Source organism: Acidisoma sp. S159 (assembly GCF_009766125.1).
Lineage (GTDB): Bacteria > Pseudomonadota > Alphaproteobacteria > Acetobacterales > Acetobacteraceae > Acidisoma.
This window is the reverse complement of record NZ_LMUG01000077.1, coordinates 1-2,669: the sequence shown is the minus strand read 5'-3', so window position 1 is coordinate 2,669 and position 2,669 is coordinate 1. Positions and strand designations below refer to the sequence as shown.

Genomic DNA, 2,669 nt, shown 5'->3' with positions numbered 1-2,669 from the left:
CGCGAATGTAAAACCGGAATCATCCGTAGCGAGCTCCGTGATCGCGGGTCTATTCACCGTCCCGCAATTTGCTAGGCTTCTGTCATGGCGACTCGTGGTGCGAACCGAAAGAAACTTCAGCCGGTACAGCTGCCACTGTTTCCGGACAGCGCGGTGTTGTGCCGCATTCGGCCGGACTTAAATGAGCGGCGGTATTACAGGATGGAGGTGTGGCCGGACTTGTTCGGCCGCGCGCTTCTGATGCGCCAGTGGGGCCAAATCGGGACAGAGGGTCGCCAGCGGACGGACCCGCATCCTGATCCGGGAGCTGCTCTCAATGCTCTTGCCCGAATTGCACGATCCAAGCACCGAAGAGGGTATCGGCCGCGGCCTTAGACGGTTGAGTCGCGCGACTTGGTCGGGCCGACACATCCTGGATGTCGCCGGAACAGGTTGGGGCCGGGGCTTTAGGGCCGCGTCCTGAAGCCGCGATCTCAGGACGATCACACTGCGCGGAATTAACTGCTTTGTTCATGCCAAACGCCGCCAGCAGCCGGGGGGCAACAGGAGACAGACAGCTGTAACTGAAGGCGAGGTCAACAAGCGCCGACGCTGGCGAGGCTCCCATTCCGATTGACCGTCGCGGTTCACCCGAATCCTCCACATTGGGATGAACGGTTGACGACCCGCACGTGGAGCGCGGGTCGTTGGCGAGCGCAGCCCTAGAATGGAATTTCGTCGTCTAAATCACGGCCCGCGTGCGGCAGGTCTCCATCGCCCATGCATTCATCCGCCGTGGCGGCCTGGCGATGGCCACCATTCGTGCTCGAAAGCATCGTCATCTCGCCTTTGAAGCGAGCGAGCACGACCTCGGTGGAGTAGCGTTCAACGCCGGATTGGTCGACCCATTTCCGAGTCTGAAGCTGGCCCTCGACGTAGACCTTCGCGCCCCTTTTCAGGAAGCGTTCAATGACCTCCGCGATTTGGCTGTTGAACACGACGACGCGATGCCACTCGGTGCGCTCCTTGCGCTCGCCGGACGCCTTGTCATTCCAACTCTCGCTCGTGGCAAGGTTGAAGGTAACAATCTTGTCGCCGGTTCGACTGCTGCGGACTTCAGGATCCTTACCGAGATTGCCGATCAGGATCACCTTGTTGACGGAAGCCATGTAATTCTCTCACATTTTACAACCAAGAGAAGGCGTCTGGCTTATGCCGTCGGCGTCCCTTCGTGTGCGGCCCCTGGGAACCGGCCGGAAGAGACGGACAACGGAACGTGCTTGCGTTGGACCAGAGCCACACGGAACGCAGTGAGTATGGCGAGGACCCACCCGTTTTCCGGAGCGCGCGGTTGGTTCAAGCCGCAGCAACACGAGAAAGGGCGAGACGGCCGAAGCGAAGCGCCATGCTCTCCAATCTCCATCCATTCCTTCGCTCCATATGTGGGTCGTGCTGGATGTCGAGAGACGGTAGGGGATACTGGTGACGCGCCGGTTTTCTTCTGTGCTTCACGCAGGACGTGGTATATCCCTTCGCAATCCAACCTGAAGGCAATTGAATGAGCACGCCTGTACACGACTGGGTTTCACCTCGTCTGGACGCCATGCTTGCAGACGCAGTGAAAGCAGGAATGGATCGTCAGACAGTCGTGGCGGTGATGACCGACATCATTGCGAGATCGGCCTACAATGAAGCCGTGACGCCGCCGGAAGATCCCGTGCTGAATCCGGTGTCAGATATCGAGCATGAGCCGGTTCCCGCCTCGCCTTTACACTTCGAGCGGCCGATCTTCAGTGGCGGATATCCCGCCGATTGAAGGTTCGCGGGTCGCGGGCCTGTCAAGACGGCCACTCGGACCACAGCACGATCTTCGCACGCTGCAAACCCAGCCGGATCATCAGATTGCCGGAGCAAGTTTACTTGCGGCCGGCGAACGCCTGCGCCGCGAGCGCGGGCTGTAACATGGTTTTCAACCGGGCGAATGCCGGACGGCCCAAGGCTTCCAGCTTTGGGGGTGCGGCCCAACGCTGTGCGTCGGGCGCGATTTGACGTCACGTCGGCCTCGATGGCGGCCCCGGCGAACCGCGCGCCGATCGCGCTGGTGATGGTCTATCTCGGCAGGACGGAACCTCGACGGGGCCACTCGCCCCGCGAGCCGGATGATGGCCAGATCGCGGGCCAGAACGCCGCTCATCACGCCAACGTTCTTGGCCGCGAGCGCCCACCCAAAGCTTGGCGATCAGCCGGTCGTCGTGATGCGCCGTCGGGCCGCCGCCATGGCGCTACGCCGCCAGCACAGCGGCAGGCGTCCCGCTCTCGGTGCTGATGTCCGTGTAGCCTGCGTGGTTGGCGTAGTCGGGATGAAAGGCCAGCAGATAGTCGGCGATACACTGTGCGTCAGAGGCAGCGCGGAAGATTTCGCGCTTATCAGCCTTCAAGGTCTCTATCCAGGATCCGAGGTAGCTTGCATGGTTCGGTATATCGCTTGGCAAATCGAGGACTTTGCCGAGGAAAACCGACGCCAACTCGGCACGAAGCTCTTCTTGAGCGTAGGCGGCTGACCCAAAGCGACTCGTTAAATCGCGATCCAGCCGATCTTTGCCGCCCGTCCAATGCGATGCCTCATGAAGGGCGACGCTCGCGACAGCCTCAGGGCTCTCGAAAGAGGCGGGCGGTGGCAGCTGAATGAA

Annotated in this window: 4 protein-coding genes; 2 read left to right on the top strand and 2 right to left on the bottom strand. The window is 61.1% G+C overall.

Features of this window, described 5'->3' with window-relative positions; translation table 11 throughout:
* The first annotated feature begins 84 nt into the window (after window positions 1-84).
* Window positions 85-375 (top strand): WGR domain-containing protein, encoded by a 291-nt coding sequence (locus GSQ92_RS25825; RefSeq protein WP_159014469.1) that lies wholly within the window; start codon window positions 85-87, stop codon window positions 373-375.
* Window positions 376-701: 326 nt separating this feature from the next.
* Here the strand turns inward: GSQ92_RS25825 and ssb are convergent, their stop codons facing one another.
* The gene (ssb, locus tag GSQ92_RS25820; RefSeq protein WP_159014467.1) at window positions 702-1,148 is read right to left on the bottom strand and encodes a single-stranded DNA-binding protein; all 447 of its coding nucleotides are present in this window, start codon (window positions 1,146-1,148) and stop codon (window positions 702-704) included.
* A 389-nt stretch (window positions 1,149-1,537) separates the two neighbouring features.
* Here ssb and GSQ92_RS25815 point away from each other — a divergent pair, with 389 nt between their 5' ends.
* A complete protein-coding gene (locus GSQ92_RS25815; RefSeq protein ID WP_216856961.1) occupies window positions 1,538-1,795 on the top strand; it encodes a hypothetical protein in 258 nt (85 codons plus the stop codon).
* Window positions 1,796-2,261: 466 nt separating this feature from the next.
* Here GSQ92_RS25815 and GSQ92_RS25810 read toward each other — a convergent pair.
* A partial coding sequence (locus GSQ92_RS25810; protein WP_254066700.1) for a zincin-like metallopeptidase domain-containing protein occupies window positions 2,262-2,669 on the bottom strand: 408 nt, incomplete at its 5' end.

Excerpts from the sequence above, each read along its gene's own strand:
- GSQ92_RS25825 (WP_159014469.1), top strand. The coding sequence starts at position 85 with ATGGCGACTCGTGGTGCGAACCGAAAGAAACTTCAGCCGGTACAGCTG.
- GSQ92_RS25815 (WP_216856961.1), top strand. The coding sequence starts at position 1,538 with ATGAGCACGCCTGTACACGACTGGGTTTCACCTCGTCTGGACGCCATG.
- ssb (WP_159014467.1), bottom strand. The coding sequence starts at position 1,148 with ATGGCTTCCGTCAACAAGGTGATCCTGATCGGCAATCTCGGTAAGGAT.